10 protein-coding genes are annotated in these 14636 nt (G+C 54.5%); 2 read left to right on the top strand and 8 right to left on the bottom strand.

Features of this window, described 5'->3' with window-relative positions:
• Positions 1-6: 6 nt before the first annotated feature.
• Together AB3175_RS12120 and AB3175_RS12115 are read right to left on the bottom strand one after the other, a co-directional pair.
• Positions 7-1011 carry an HD-GYP domain-containing protein gene (locus AB3175_RS12120; RefSeq protein ID WP_367361204.1) on the bottom strand — a complete coding sequence of 335 codons (1005 nt, stop codon included), beginning with the start codon at positions 1009-1011 and terminating at the stop codon, positions 7-9.
• 156 nt (positions 1012-1167) lie between these two features.
• Complete coding sequence (locus AB3175_RS12115; RefSeq protein WP_367361203.1) at positions 1168-2037, bottom strand: ribonuclease D; 870 nt, start codon at positions 2035-2037, stop codon at positions 1168-1170.
• A 230-nt stretch (positions 2038-2267) separates the two neighbouring features.
• On the opposite strand from AB3175_RS12115, the gene AB3175_RS12110 reads away from it, so the two are divergent.
• Both AB3175_RS12110 and AB3175_RS12105 read left to right on the top strand, forming a co-directional pair.
• A complete protein-coding gene (locus tag AB3175_RS12110) occupies positions 2268-3578 on the top strand; it encodes a pyridoxal phosphate-dependent aminotransferase (protein ID WP_367361202.1) in 1311 nt (436 codons plus the stop codon).
• Positions 3579-3726: 148 nt separating this feature from the next.
• Positions 3727-4413, top strand: coding sequence for a PilZ domain-containing protein (locus tag AB3175_RS12105; RefSeq protein WP_367361201.1), 687 nt, complete (start codon positions 3727-3729; stop codon positions 4411-4413).
• 40 nt (positions 4414-4453) lie between these two features.
• Here the strand turns inward: AB3175_RS12105 and AB3175_RS12100 are convergent, their stop codons facing one another.
• The 6 genes from AB3175_RS12100 to AB3175_RS12075 form a co-directional block, all read right to left on the bottom strand.
• Entirely contained in the window at positions 4454-6070 is a 1617-nt protein-coding gene (locus AB3175_RS12100; protein ID WP_367361200.1) for a capsule assembly Wzi family protein, read from the bottom strand.
• Positions 6071-6129: 59 nt separating this feature from the next.
• Positions 6130-9504: an SLBB domain-containing protein gene (locus AB3175_RS12095; RefSeq protein WP_367361199.1), complete on the bottom strand. Its 3375-nt coding sequence runs from the start codon at positions 9502-9504 to the stop codon at positions 6130-6132.
• Entirely contained in the window at positions 9501-10529 is a 1029-nt protein-coding gene (locus AB3175_RS12090; protein ID WP_367361198.1) for a Wzz/FepE/Etk N-terminal domain-containing protein, read from the bottom strand. The genes AB3175_RS12095 and AB3175_RS12090 overlap by 4 nt, the downstream gene beginning before the upstream one ends.
• Positions 10530-10841: 312 nt before the next feature.
• On the bottom strand, positions 10842-12752 hold the full coding sequence (locus AB3175_RS12085; RefSeq protein WP_367361197.1) for a polysaccharide biosynthesis protein: 1911 nt from the start codon (positions 12750-12752) through the stop codon (positions 10842-10844).
• A gap of 53 nt (positions 12753-12805) precedes the next feature.
• Positions 12806-13993 carry a DegT/DnrJ/EryC1/StrS family aminotransferase gene (locus AB3175_RS12080; RefSeq protein ID WP_367361196.1) on the bottom strand — a complete coding sequence of 396 codons (1188 nt, stop codon included), beginning with the start codon at positions 13991-13993 and terminating at the stop codon, positions 12806-12808.
• Positions 13994-14172: 179 nt separating this feature from the next.
• On the bottom strand, positions 14173-14636 hold a 464-nt coding region (locus AB3175_RS12075; RefSeq protein ID WP_367361195.1), incomplete at its 5' end, for a DapH/DapD/GlmU-related protein.

The raw sequence follows: 14636 nt of genomic DNA, 5'->3' as shown, positions 1-14636 counted from the left end.
GTTCGTTCAGCAGAACATCCGGACGAATTTTTCAAACAGTTCGGGTTGAAAATGGCCGAGCATCTCCTCCTTCATCACTTTCAGCGCAGGAAAAGGTGCGATGGGCTTCTTGTAGGAACGCCCCGAGGTCAGAGCGTCGTACACGTCGGCAATGGAGCAGATCCGCGCGTAAACATGGATCTTGTCCTCCCGCAGTGCCGCCGGATACCCGCTCCCGTCAGCCCGCTCATGATGCTCCAGGACCACGAGCTTGCATTCCTCGCTCAGTTCATGCGCTTCATTGAGAATATCAAACCCATAAACCGGGTGGTTCATCATCTGCCGCATCTCCTCGTCCGTCAGTTTGCCCGGTTTGTTGATGTAGCTGGAGTCGATGCGGACCTTGCCGAGGTCGTGAAGAAAAAAGGCCGCACCGAGCTCACGCATATTGTGGTCGCTCGACCGGCCGAAAACGGCCTTGCACAGGGAAACCGACAGCATGCCGACATTGACGGAATGGGTGTACGTGTAATAGTCGTGGGAGGTAATCTCAAGAAGATGCTGCAGCAGATCCTCTTCCGAAGTCATCAGGTCGACCACATCATAGATGGCCCCTTTTGCCGTGTGGATGTTTTCCGCCGTCGGGCTCTCCAGGAGACGCTCCATCAGGATGAGACAGGATTTTCGCACAATGCCGGCCTTTTCCCGGGGGGAAATCCGGGAATTGCCGATCGCCTCCTTCAGTTCGGCAGGGATCAGGGGTCCGTCATTCCAGGCCGGCTGGCCGGATACGACCTTTTCCGGATGTTCAGGGAACTCAGGCTCCTCCGCTGCGACTGGAGCGGGCGGTTGCACCTCACACAAAGCCATATCCACGACAACTTCGTCAATGCCCGCGTTAAGAATGCGCAGGATATCCCCTTCGGAAGAAAGGACAAAGGAGTTTCTGAAAAAAGGATGCTGATGCCAGGGCATATCGAGAATGACGTGCATCCCGACCTTCAGATCCCGTGCTTTTACCCGCTTGCGCATCTTTTTCCCTGGAGTCAGGTTTCAGTGTGTCGTTTCATTCCGCTCCGCATCATCCCCATGGACTCATCGGCACTGCTTCCAGCGGCCCTGGCACCTGTATGCCGTGGCGACGCGACTTCGTTCCCTCGTGCTGCCTTCCGAAAAGACAAACCGGCGTCAGCCGTCGGCGTAAAGAGTTTTTCCCAGTTCGCTGCCATAAAGACTGGCCTTGTCCGAAGGCAGAAGATTGGCGGACTGCAGTTCCTCCCCGGATTGCCAGTCGGCTCTGCTCAGGGATAGGATCTCCTGGTCGGACAGAATCAGGAACATCGCCCGATTGGTCTGTTTTGCCTTTTTAAAACGCCAACGGTAAAGCCTTTTCAAGCGTTCCTGCTGCCCCTTCGTCAGGGTGTCAAACCCTTTGATTTTCCGATGTCCAAGCATATCAAGGGTCTTTTCCCGCCAACTGACGGCCGTCATCCCGTCAAACGCCTTCTGGGCCTGATCCCTCATGCCCTGCCGGCAAAGTTTCTCATCCAGCTGCCGGTACAGATCAGCCAGAAAAATGGTATCCTGAACCGCATACTTCAATTGACTTTCCGAAAGGGGCCGTATTTCCCATTTCGACCGCTGCATTTCCTTTGATTTTTTGATTTCAACGCCCAGGTAATGCCCCACGATATGCGACAGGGCCAGATACCGGCAGCCCAGGATATGGGCCGCACGCTGGGTATCAAACAGGTTATTGAATTCGAAGCCGTAATCCCGCTTTAAAATCCGGATGTCGTTATCACCGGCATGCGTAATCTTGAGCAGACGGGGGTTGGCCAAATACGGCCGAAGGAACGAAAGGTCAATTCCGTTGAGAGGATCAAGGACATAGGTCCGTTTTGCCGCCCGGATCTGAACCAGGCAGAGTTTCTCCCGGAAATAGTGGAGGGAATCATATTCCGTATCCAGGGCGATCAGCGACGATTGGTCCATATCGGCCATCGCTTCTGCCACCTTGGCGACGCTGTCTACCCAAAGCCAGGAATCCCCCTTCATAACCCAACAACCCCTTGTCTTTTCAACGCCCGTGCCATCCAGAATCCTTTGTCCATCTCGAAATCGGCTGAAGTTTATTGACTATAAAACACAATTAACCAAAAAGTGCAATAAAATCATAAACTACTGCAGAGGAAAAAGCACAAAAAAAATGTGGATATTTTTTCCGAAGTATAATAACCATAAACCTTTCATTTTTAATAGAATTCTTGGAAAGAGAAGGTGTGTTTATGAGACTGGATATTGCCAAAGGCGGGACCGGCTTGGTTTATGAAATCCGCAATATCGTCAACGTAGCCAACCGGCTGAAGGAATACGGAATAGAAGTCATCTGGGAAAATATCGGTGATCCTATCCAGAAGGGGGAACAGATTCCTGAATGGATGAAGCAAACCCTCACGGAAATCATGCAGGACGACCTTTCCTACGGTTACTCGCCGACAAAAGGCATGCTTGAAACCCGCAGGTTTCTGGCCGAGCGGACCAATCAGCGCGGGAAAATACAGATCACTCCGGAAGACATCATTTTCTTCAACGGACTGGGTGATGCGATCGCCCGCTCCTACAGCGCCATCCGGGTTGACGCCCGGATCATCATGCCGGAGCCCACCTACTCCACCCATTTTCTGGCTGAGGTGCTCCATGCATCCTTTCCGCCCAACACCTACCGGATGAATCCCTACCAGCACTGGCATCCGGACATCAAGGAACTGGAACAGAAGGTCAAAAGCTACCGGTCCATTGTGGGAATCCTCGTGATCAACCCCGATAATCCCACCGGGTTCGTCTATCCGGAAGAGGCCCTCCGGGAGATTGTGGAGATCGCCAGAAAATACGACCTCTTTCTCATTGTCGATGAGACGTACCACAACATCGTTTATAACGGCAAGGAAACCGTCCCTCTGTCGGACATCATCGGGGATGTTCCGGGTGTCAGCCTGAAGGGAATTTCAAAGGAATTTCCCTGGCCGGGATCCCGGTGCGGCTGGATGGAAATCTACAATGCGGACAAGGATGAACGTTTCGCCAGTTATATGGGGGCCATTCTGGATCAGAAGATGTCTGAAGTCTGCTCCACCACGCTCCCCCAGATTTCGATCCCCAAAATCATGACGCATCCGGAATACCAGGGATATCTGAACCAGCGGCTCCGCCATTACGAACGATTTTCCAATCTGGCATACGAGCTGTTGAAGGATGTTCCCTACATCATGGTCAATAAGCCCAATGGAGCCTTTTATCTCACGGTCGTTTTCAATGAGGCGGTTCTGAACGGTCGGCAGAAGCTCAAGATCGAAAATACGGACATTCGCCGGTTCATTGAAACGATGGTGTCCGAACCCATCGAATTCGACAAGCGCTTTGTCTACTATCTCCTGGGAGCGACAGGGATCTGCGTCGTACCTTTGACGTCCTTCTTTACCTCCCTTCCCGGCTTCCGGATGACCCTGTTGAGCCAGGACGAAGCCCAGTTCGAATATACCGTCCGAACGGTTGCCCAGAAGGTTGTGGAATACATCGAGTCGATAAAACTGGGCTAGACGGGGGCTGCACGTTTATTTGAAAGGATTGAGGGGCGGCGGCTGAAAGGGGCCTGGACAGGCTGGGGCATGCAGCTGAGCAGCGCGAGCCGTCAAGGCATGCTGGATAGCGGCGGATTGGGATAAAGGCGGGAAAAGGATTGGAAGCGTGAGGGCAGGATCCCAGCTCGATGTCGTTCTGGAAAGTGATATATACAAGGAGCAGGTTGTCGCGAGAAAAGCGATGGTCTATGACGTTCAGGACCAGCGGATCATCATCTCCCAGACATCCCCTCCCCTCTATCGAAGGCATATCGGCGTTCGCGTCAACGCCAGCTATCTTCTCAAGGTCGGAGCCCCGGAAAGCAGGCCGGCCATCCGAATGGGGATCCCTGCCACCATCGTGGAATACCAGGAGGCCTATCCCCTCTCTTCATCAAACGTCGTACCTGCCTTCGTTCTGAAACAGACGGGCGAACCGGCGGAAATCAACCTTCGGACCCACTACCGGGTGCGGCCGCCATCCAGCAGTGATCTCCTCCTCCTTGTCAACGGAGAGCGAGTGAACCTGATCAATCTCTCCCTGGGCGGCATACAGTACAGCCATCGGCGGGGGAATCCACCCACGGAATATGGAAATGTCACCCTGACACTCCAGTCCGGCGGCAGGGTATTCAAAACGGATGGGAAGGTCGTCCGGATCAGCTCTCCCGTTGCAGCGGCCGTCCATGCCCAGGAGATGGAATACGTCACGGTCAGATTCCTGGGAAACAATCGCGACCTGGAATTCTTTCTCGGGAAAAAGATCCTGATGTTTGAACGGCAATTGATTTCAGAGGGCAAGATCGTCGATTAACGCATTCCAGACCGGCATGGGCAGCAGGAATATTCGTTCTTTAAAAAGAAAAGAAGGCCTCGATCCCAAGGAAATGGTTATTCCGGCTGTCATCCTCTTCATAGTCGACGTGATCGACCTTTTCATAGGCGTAAGACAGCCGGATGTCTGAATGATCGTTGAGCCGGTAACCCACCTCTCCAAAAAACTGATTTTTGGTCTGCGTATGGTCCCTGGTCTGAATGCCGCTCCTTTCCCGATCGAAACCCAGTTTGTAATAGAATTTCTCAAAATCCTGAGACCACTCGATGAAGAGGTCATCGGCGTCGCTGCCGGCGTGATGCCCAAATACGCTGTCTTTGTAATACATGGGATAGTACGGGTGATTATACCAACTTCCCGGGACACTGCTGGGAGACATCCTGGCATATTCTACGTGAAGTGCGGTCCTTTCAAGATCAAAGAGCTTGTAAAGCGCCAGACCGGTGACATAAGCCCTTCTGTCCGGCGGTAACCCGGTATCCTCGCCGCCCCATTCAACGTACAACTTCAGGCCGTCAGCCAGGAGCAGATACTTTTTGACGTTCGGTATGGTGAGGGCCGCGTCAACGGAAAACTCCTGGTTGCTGTCCGTCTTCTTGTTGTCTTGATTTTCGTTCCCGTAAAGGATGTTGAACACATCGCTGAAGCTCAGGTCACGCCGCCCCTTACCGCTGAACATGACCAGATGGGACGCACCGAGTTCCAGACAGGGATGAGGTTTGAAGCCAAGACGCCCGCCGTACAGAAAGGGATTTTTCAACTGCTCTCCTTCCCGGTCATCCTTGAGTTCTGAAAAAATCAGGTTGAACTGGACAGGCCCCAGGTAGGAAAAAATCCACGGCAGCAGGACCGGCTCCGGGTTGGATAATTTCACCATGTCAAAAGGATGGGCATTGTTGGACATGAGCAATGCACCGTGATAGGCAGGCCCCCACCAGAGGGAATCTCTTCCAACAAGCAGTTCAACATTGGAAAGAGTCAGCTTTCCATATCCCTTATGTAGACGAACGTCGAAATTGCTGCTTTCGTCATCGGACCAGCCATTGGGCGGCGCAGAGGAGGGATTCGGATTCGGCTGAAGACTGTGGAAGCCGGATCTCTGATTGTACAGGACCATGGGCTGCACAAAAAAGGAAAAGGCGCGCCAGAGTCTGGCCTGAGATTGAAACTGGATCATCGCGTTGTGGCCGTCGCTGTAATGCAGCCCCTCCTGGTTGTATACGGAGAACGGACCGTCCAGGTACCGGTAGGAAAGGGAAAAGGTTTCCACGGGCTTCAGAAAGGTGTTGTTCCTGTGGTCCGGAAAACGCGCCTCCTCGACATCCCCCTGGAAAAGCTTTGCATAATGCCCCGCAATACGTCTGCATGTTGGAGAGGCCGATTTTTTTGCCTCGCACCTGTCCAGCGCCGCAGCGATCTGGCTGCCGACCTCGCTGCCGGCAAAGGGGCGGAAGGAATTCAACTGGCTTTCGATGAGGCCCTCCGCCGCCCAGAATTCCATATCGGAATAGAGATCGCGCTCCAGCGAAACATTGACCGAAGAGGCGGCGCAAACAGGGGAAGACGATATCACTGTGAGCAACAGTGCGAACAGGACAATCGCCGTGCCCATTGGAAATGTTTTGTGATTGGACATGTTATCTGCTCTCTCAATTCCTGACCGCTCGTCCGGCCAGAATAGCTTGTTTACGCTCCCTAGAAGACCTTGACGACAACCCCGGCCGTGACGGCCAGCTGCATGAGAATGGCCGTTATGTCGCGAAATTCCCGCAGCCAGGCAATCCGCTCGGTCTGCTCCGGCACCACGATCTGGTCTCCAGGCTCAATCCCCCCGACGTTGCCATGCTGCCAGCGTGATTTCATGTCGTTCCAGTACAGGAAGCCGCTGTCCACCTTCCGGGCGCTTCCATCCACCTTCAGGACATAGACATTTTTCTTGTCGGCATATTGTGAGTATCCCCCTGTCATGGCGATGTAATCCTCGTAACCATTTCTGCTTTCATAGACGAAGCTTCCGTTCGTCATTACCGAGCCGACAACCGTCACCACTTTGTTGACCTCGGGGATGAAGAGGCTGTCCCCGTCCTCAAGTTCAATGTCATACTCACTTCCCTGCAGCTGCATCAGATCAGCGCGGATTGTCATCCGCCCCGTCGCCTTCAGCTCTTTCAGAGAATGGACAAACTTGCGCTTCTGCTCAAATTCAGCCTGTTTTGCCTGAACTTCCGCGGTTGAAAGGGCCGTGGCGACTTCTTTCGATCCTCCCGTCAGCAGATCCCGTTCCAGGCGCGACGTCAAATCCTGAAGCCCCTTCTGTTGAAGCTCCCGGACTCGATCCCGCGTGAAAAACGCCCCGCGGAGATAGGCCTTATCGGTAAAACCTCCTGCCCTCTCAATGAGAGAGGACAGCCTTTCACCCTTGCTGACGATGTATCGCCCGGGAAAGCGGAATTCACCGGAAAGGGTCACGTAGCGCTCCACATTCCAGTCGGAGATACGCTTTACAAAGAGCCGATCGCGATTTTTCAACGGGATGTTGTATTGTGGATCCCCGGCCAGGGCCCTTCTCAGGCTGATGGGTCTCTTTTCCAATCGGGCTCTTTTACCCCCATCGATAACGATGGTGGACAATTCGGCTTCATCCAGGTAAGCCGACTCCATCAATTGGCCGGCGCGAAAGACAAGGTCCCGCACCGTCATTTCATCGGTGTAAAGATAGGTCCCCGGTTTCTTGACCTCGCCTTCAATGGAAACGCTTTTTTCTTCCACGTGTTCCCAGACGGAGTGAAGAACGACTCTGTCCCGGTTTTGAAGGGCCAGATTTTCAAGGGGATCATTGGCCATTGCCCTTGCCACATTAAAATACAGCGTCCTGTAAACGCGCCCCTCTTCAATCCGGATAATTTCACCACGATCCGGATAAGCTTCCAGGGTCGGACCGCCAGCCTTCAGGATCGCGTCACGAACCCTCATCTTTTCGCTCATCGGGACTCTGCACTCCGTCCTTAACGTCTCGGCGGCTTCCCTGACCCGATCGGCGAGGCCATAAAGATTCCTTCTCTTCAACTCCTCCTGAAGCCCCAGGATTTCCTGGGTTGCCGTCCGCTGATTCTGGCTCAACGTTTCCTTGATCAGCCGAATTTTTTCGAGCAGGGCATAGGCATCATGGTCACTCAACTGCGGCCTGTTCTTCTGCAGGGATAGGTCCCTTCCCGCTTGCATCTGCTCTTCTCCGCCCGGAGGGACCTGCACCCTTGAACTCTGAATCTGCTCATTCTGACCCGCCTTCAGCTCATTCTCGACAGTTGTAAATTGTAAGAGCGCCAGATCGACATTGTCCTTGCGGACCTCACAAGCCGTTGCTGTCGTCTTCAGCTGATCGGTTGCTCCGGCCTCCTGAAGGACCGGTGCCTGGACCGCCATACCGGCACTGCTCCAACCGCTTCTGAAAAGATTGGATTGATAACTTCCACTATATGGGAGCTGATTTTTCTCTCCTTCAGGGGCCATACCGGCCGAATCACCCGGAAAGACCATGACCCCCCTGATTTCACCCTCCACGGTGACATAGGGCTTATCCATAAAAAGCCAGCGGGAAAAAACGTAAATGCGATCCTCCGGTCGCAGTTCCACATTATGGACGGGATCATGACGCATGAGCATTTTCCCGAGGTTGAAAGGAATCAGTGCCTCCTTCCGGTCGGGCGGTACAATCCGTTTGATGAGCGCGTAGTCCATGAAGGATTCATCCAGCAGATCTGAAGAACTCTTGATGAGATCGCCAGCGCGCATACCGGCCTTGTACTGGTATTTCCCCGGACGTTTCACATTCCCTTCCAGGTAAACGGCATTCCGGTCCCGATCCACAATGCTGAAGACCTTGACAAGATCCCCGTCCTGGAGCTTCACTTTTCGAGAACCTTTCAGACTTTTATCATCGACATCAACCACGATGTGCCGTTCGTTCTTTTGAATGCGCGACATCTGAATCTGCTGGGTATCCGCCGTGGGCAGAATGCCCCCCGCCAGTTCGAAGAGCCCATCCAGGTCATAACGGTCCTTCAACTCATAGATGGCAGGCCGCTTCACATTGCCGGCAATGCCCACCTGAGGGCCGGTTACCGGGACAAAGACGACGTCACCCGCCTGAAGGATAAGATCCCTGGACCTGTCCCCTTTCAGGAGAAGACTGTAGAGATCGAAGGTTGCCACCAGGCGTCCGTTCCGCTTGAGCTGCACATTCCGCATGGATCCGATATCGCTGGGTCCCCCGGAAAGAAGGAGGGCATCGGTAATCGTGGCAAAGGACCCGACGGTGTAGGAACCGGGCCGCCGCACATCGCCAAGAACGAAGATTGGCGTGGTCTTGAGGGCCCCCATGGCAATGTCGATATTGGCACCGACCATCTGCTCCGTCATGCCGATGATCTGCCTGGACATCTGCTCAAAGGTCATCCCGGCAACGGAAACAGGGCCAATCTGAGGGATGGTGATTCTCCCGTCCCGATCCACGACCAGGTTGTACTGGCTGTTGACGCGCCCCCACAGCATGATCCGGACTTCATCTCCCGGACCGACGACGTAATTCATGGGGACAGGGATATCCTTCCGGCCCGAAAACACCTGCACGGAGGTTTCCTGGAAGAACTCGTAACCGAAGGGACGAAGATTCGTTGAAATATCCTGGTACTTCCCCTCCTGTCGAAGGCGTTCAAACATGGAGTTTGCATTTGTTTCTTCACTGCTCAAAGTGTTTTGAGGAATCCGGGAAGCAGGTGAATCTGGTTTGTTCCATGGCGAGGAGGTGGCTCCCCTTTCAAAAAGATCTTTTCTCTGCTGGTTTTCCATGGGCCTCACGGAATAATCCAATTCCTGACCTGTCACCCCCGTATCCGTCGGGTCGGCAGCAACCTGTCCACCCGACGCCGACAATCTAGCCTTCAGTTGCTGGCACTGCTCGGGGGTGAGATTTTTCTGCTGGCAGATTTCATCCACGGTCAAGGAATGTCCAATCCCTGCAGAAAGCATGAGAAAAATCGACCAGATAACAAAGATGAACCTTCCCTTCATGACCCTTCCCCCCTTCCTGCGTCCACGTTCTCCCCTCGACCTCTCTTTTGAGCTCTTTTTAGATATTCCAAAAAAAAAGCGATAAAAACGCCCATAAAAAGGGCGGCGGCAAGGGAAAGCACCGCCATGAGCGCCCGTTTCGGTTTGACTTTCCTGTCTGGTATTTTAGGCGGGTCGATCACCTTGAAGGCAAAATTCTCTTTGACTTCCGCCATCATGGCTGTTTCTAGCTGCTGGGCGATGAGGTTGTAGATTTTCTGCCGGATGAGAGGATCCGCCGTCGCCTGCAGCTGCTGCTCCAGATAGTTCCTGTTGATCAGAGCCACACGCTTCGCCTCGGAGCTCATGTGCTCCGTCAGCGTGTCAAGAAAGTATGTCGCGAGTTTCGCCGCCAGTTCCGGATCTCTGTTTTCCACCGTCAAAACGATCGTGTTATCCTTGGCGCTGCTGTTAACCTGGACGATCTCCTTCAAAAGGCGCAGGGCATCCCACATCTTCGGAACCCCCTCCTCTTCCGTCCCGCCGGCGCCTTTCGGATCGGATGTGCCAGCGGCCTTTACAAGGCTCATCAGCCATTTCAAAGGGTTCAGGCTGATGCCTTCATCGCGTTTCCATTGCCCTTTCCGGCTGTCCCACCGTTCATAAAAGAGAACGGGCATCAAACGATGCCGATCAACAACCTTCTCCCGCAGGATATTGGAATTCAGGAGACTGATGATCTCCGAAGAGGAAGACGATCCGGGCAGGGAGACGCCCGCCACACCGCCGAACTGCGAGGCCAGGGCGGACAGCGCTCCGCCCCCTCCACTGTCTTTAGCGGTGATCGGTATGATAACGGCCCTGGCCTGATAGATGTTGTCCATAAAGAGCGACGCACCTATTGTAGCAACGACCACGGAAACCGCCAGCAGCGCGATAAACTTCCGCCGTTTCCAGATCACCCGCCATAAATCCAACAGATGGATCACCTCTTCCTCACCCGCAGACGTCGAACACCTCAAGTTCGGTGCCGGTTCAGTCATCATGACTCTCCTGTTGCCCTCAGCATCTTTCTTCGATAGGTACCTTTGCAATCACTGTTCAGCAGCACCTCATGTCATGGACCGACGATCGGCCCATTGGTGTATATCTTGTCATGGACGGCATGATTATGGGAAGCGCAGCCGCCAGCCTTTCACCTTGAAATCGTATGAGGCTGAAAAACAGGAGCGCGGCTGCAGCCTGAAGATAAGAGAGAAACTTGAAAGCGACAAATACATACCCGATGCATTTTATGCAAGCACTATTTGGCCGGATTTCCGGTGCAGATAGCTTTTCCCACGGCCTTCGAAACGGCTTCAGGCTCTTCCGTGCTCGTCATAATGCTTGACATAACTCCGAAGCAGTTTCCGGACGCCGCCATCATCATATAATCCCGGTTTCTCCACCGCATCGCGGAATTCCCCCAGAATTTTTTCGATTTCCTCCCGGGAATATTTTTCTTCGTTGCGGGCCACAAAGATCTTTTCATGGCGGCTGGCTTCGGTTCCCTCCTCCGCCGTGAGAATTTCTTCAAAGAGTTTCTCCCCGGGGCGCAGGCCCGTTACCTTGATGTCAATGTCCCGATAGGGCTCCAGGCCGTGAATCCGGATGAGCCGCTCCGCAAGATCCATGATTTTCGCCGGCTCGCCCATATCCAGCACGAGCACCTCACCGCCGCGGCCGATTACCGAAGCCTGAAGCACCAGGGTGACCGCCTCGGGAATGGTCATGAAGTAGCGCTTCATGTCCCGATGGGTCACTGTAAGGGATTGTCCGTGCTTCAGCTGATCCAGAAAAAGGGGAAGAACACTGCCCCGGCTTCCCAGGACATTGCCGAAACGCACGGAAACGAAGTGCGTCGGCCCATCCCCCAGGCCGTCACAGGCCCGGCACAGATACTCAGCCATGCGCTTTGTGGCCCCCATGACACTTGTGGGCCTGACAGCCTTATCCGTCGAGATCATGACAAATTTCAACACCCCGTATTGGACGGCTGTTCTGACCAGGTTCCAGGTCCCGAAGATGTTCACCTTGACGGCCTCTTTGGGATTGTACTCCATCATCGGCACATGTTTATACGCCGCCGCATGGAAAACGATCTCAGGCCGGAGCTCCGCAAAGACCTCCCGGAGACGGAGTGCATCCCTCACATCCCCGGTTATGAAGTGAATCGCTTCCTGCAAGGTTGGGAAGAGCCTGTTCAGCGTCAGGGCCAGGTTGTGGAGCTCCGTTTCGTCAATGTCAAAAAGAATGATCTTGCGGGGCCGAAAAGCACACACCTGCCTCACGATCTCCGAACCGATGGAACCGCCGGCCCCCGTCACCAGCACCGACCGGTTCTGCAGAAACTGCCCGATCTCCCGGAAATCGACGGTCACCGCCTGCCTTCCCATCAGGTCTTCGATGCGGATATCCTCCAGGGCCTTCAGGTTGATCTCCGGCTGATCAAACGAGTAGATCCTGGGAACGACCTTGATGGTTTTGACTCCGGCCCTGCAGGCGGTTTCGTAGAGCATAGTGAGCTTTTTGTGATTCAGCGATGTAATGGCAATGATCACGGCATCCACCGAGTGGCGATTGATCATGTCCGCCATCAGCTCCGTCCCCCCGAGGACCCGCACGCCATGGATGTACCGCCCCGCCAGGTGAGGGCTGTCATCCAGGAAACCGATCGGGTAGAAATCGGCAAAGCGCAGGCGCATCATATCCCGAAGGATCATCTCGCCCGTATTTCCCGCACCCACAATCAGGGTCGTTTTTCCCTGAGAGACACGGCCCTGGCGGCTGAGAATTTCCAGGTAGAACCGCTTGGAAATTCTTAATCCCATCAGCAGAAGCAGGGAAATCAGACCGTCCAGAAAAATGATCCGTTTCGGAAGGCTGTTGATCGCCAGCTCGGAGGGAAGGACAGGGGGCAGACTCAAGACCGCCAGCAGCAGCTCCGCCAGAACCAGCGCCATCGTAAGGTTGACCAGATCCCCCATTCCCACGTAGCGCCACGTGATCCCGTAAACCCGGAACATGAAGAGGAAGACCAGCTTAACGGCAACAAAAAAGGGAAGGACCTCCCCGACCAGGACCGGATAGTTGATGGTGGCCGAGAAATCGAACTGGAAAAGAAAGGCGAGGTACAGGGCCAGGGTGAACAGGATCACATCGAAGAGAAGAAAGAAGAGGAAGCGTTTCTGTGACGTCGGGGCCATCACGCCACCGGCAAGCCTCCGCATAAGCGGTGATTCCCCCTGCTCATGACCATCTGGTCTCCTGGGACTTTGAGGAATCATTGACTGGCTTCCTCCATAACTTTTTCCACGACGTCCGCAACCATGGTCATATCCTCCGGAGAAAGGCCGGGATGAACGAGAAACATGAGACTCGTATCCCCAAGTTCCCTGGCGACGGGCAGCCGATCGTGCTGCTTGAAACCGCTCCGACTGAAGGCCTTCTCCCGGTAAATCTCACCGCAGCTCCCGCTGAAGCAGGGAACGCCCTCTGCAGCAATCCGATTCATGACCCGGTCTCGATTCCACCCTGTCTTCAAACGCTCCGGACGGACAAACACGTAGAATTTATAATAGGAATGAAAAATTTCCGCAGGCGGGATCGTCAGTCGCAGGGCATCCAGTTTTTCAAACCGGCTGGTCAGAATCGCTGCATTGCTGCGGCGAATCCGGACCCAGTGCATTAATTTCTCCAGCTGAACACGCCCGATGGCCGCCTGCATCTCCGTCATGCGCCAGTTGGTTCCGAAGCTGTCGTGAAGCCAGCGGAATCCCGGTGGGTGTTCCTTTTGATAAACGCTTTCGTAGTTCTTGCCGTGATCCTTGTAGGACCAAACCCTGGCCCAGAGATCGCCGTCATCGGTGAGGAGCATCCCCCCTTCGCCGCCGGTTGTCATGATCTTATCCTGACAAAAAGAGAACGCCGAAGCATGGCCGAATGAACCCACCGCTTTTCCCCTGTATTTTGCTCCATGGGCCTGGGCGCAATCTTCAACCACCTTGAGACCATGCTGGAGGGCCACATCCAGAATCCCGTCCATCTCACAGGGCCATCCGGCAAGATGGACAGCGACAATGGCCTTTGTCCTTGGAGACAAAACCTTCCGGATCGACTCCACCGAAATGTTCTGGCTGTTCCTGTCCACGTCGGCAAAGACGGGTTTCGCGCCCCGCATCACCACGCAGCTCGCCGACGCAATGAAGGTCCGCGGCGTCACGATGACTTCGTCACCCGGACCGATACCCAGGGCGTACAAGGCCGCTTCCAGGGCAACGGTTCCGTTCGCCATGGCCACGGCATGGGACACTCCGACCCAATCGGCAAACTCCCGCTCAAAACGCCGCCCCTCCTCTCCGGTCCAATAATTGACCCGCCCGGATTGGAGAACACGCGTCACAGCCTCCACTTCATCCGGCGAAAAAAAAGGCCAAGGAGGAAATTCTTTTACGCGCCCCGCAATCTCCACTTCAAACTCCCCGTCCTGCTCTGTTTTTCCTGTTCAATCCAGCTATTGGCCATAAACTTTCCATCCACATTACCGCCGAAAAGGTATCGGGGCTCCGGGAATTCGCAAATCGGAAAGAGAATGGCCTTGGTTTCCTTCCCCGGCACAGAGATAGGGGGCATGGGAGAACAGCGGTTTCCTCATCGGATGGCATTGGGCTTGACGGGAAACCCTGTAAGCTTTTCGCCCAAGTGGGCTCTCTTTATGATCTTTGCGGGTACCCCGGCAAGAACGGCGCCTTCATCGGGAAAACTCTCGATGACAACCGCACCCACCCCCACGGTGACATTGTCCCCCAGGCGGATGCCGGGGCGGTATCGTGATCCGGACCCCAGAAAGCAATATTTTCCAGTCGTCACAGCGCCGGCAATCGCTACGCCATTGGAAACAAACGTTTCCCTCCCGAAATGACAGTTGTGCCCGATCATCGACCCGTGGGCAATCCTGCAGCCTCTCTCCAGTATGGTATCCTGCAGGGCCCCCCTGACGAGCGACACATTGGATCCGATAAAACAGTCATCTTCGACGACCACCCCTCCCAATTGAGGCATGATCCACTTCCTGCCCCCTTTGTCCCAGGCCCAGACCTGACCGGTGGCGCCGA

This window comes from Syntrophus sp. (in: bacteria), assembly GCF_040768185.1.
Taxonomy (GTDB): Bacteria; Desulfobacterota; Syntrophia; order Syntrophales; family Syntrophaceae; genus Syntrophus; species Syntrophus buswellii.
The sequence above is the reverse complement of the archived record's forward strand: the minus strand, read 5'-3'. Positions and strand labels throughout refer to the sequence as shown.